The sequence below is a fragment of the Fructilactobacillus sp. X2R1C1 genome (assembly GCF_059901435.1).
Window position 1 is genome coordinate 1 of sequence record NZ_JBWXUV010000134.1, and the last position, 246, is coordinate 246.

General features: G+C 41.9%; 1 protein-coding gene. It reads right to left on the reverse strand.

Features of this window, described 5'->3' with window-relative positions; all coding sequences use genetic code 11:
• Positions 1–239 (reverse strand): hypothetical protein (locus AC6UDG_RS07775; RefSeq protein WP_500707001.1); only part of this gene is annotated, 239 nt, incomplete at its 3' end.
• Positions 240–246 lie beyond the last annotated feature (7 nt).

Below are 246 nucleotides of genomic sequence, written 5' to 3' on the forward strand. Positions count from 1 at the left end.
GTCATTAGGCCGCTGATAAGTTGTGTCAAAATCAAAATAAAAAATGCGATAACCATATAGCTACCAGCGGCCCCATGTCCAGGCTTAGTATCGCCAAGCTTAAATGACTTTATGGCAGCCAGTGGAGAATGAATAAGTGCAGCGAGTTTTGCAGTTTTACTACCAATTACCCCCCAAATTAAACGGGTAAGCAGTAACGCTAAAGTAAAAAAACCTGCAACAAAGTGTAGTTCGAGCATGCCTTCT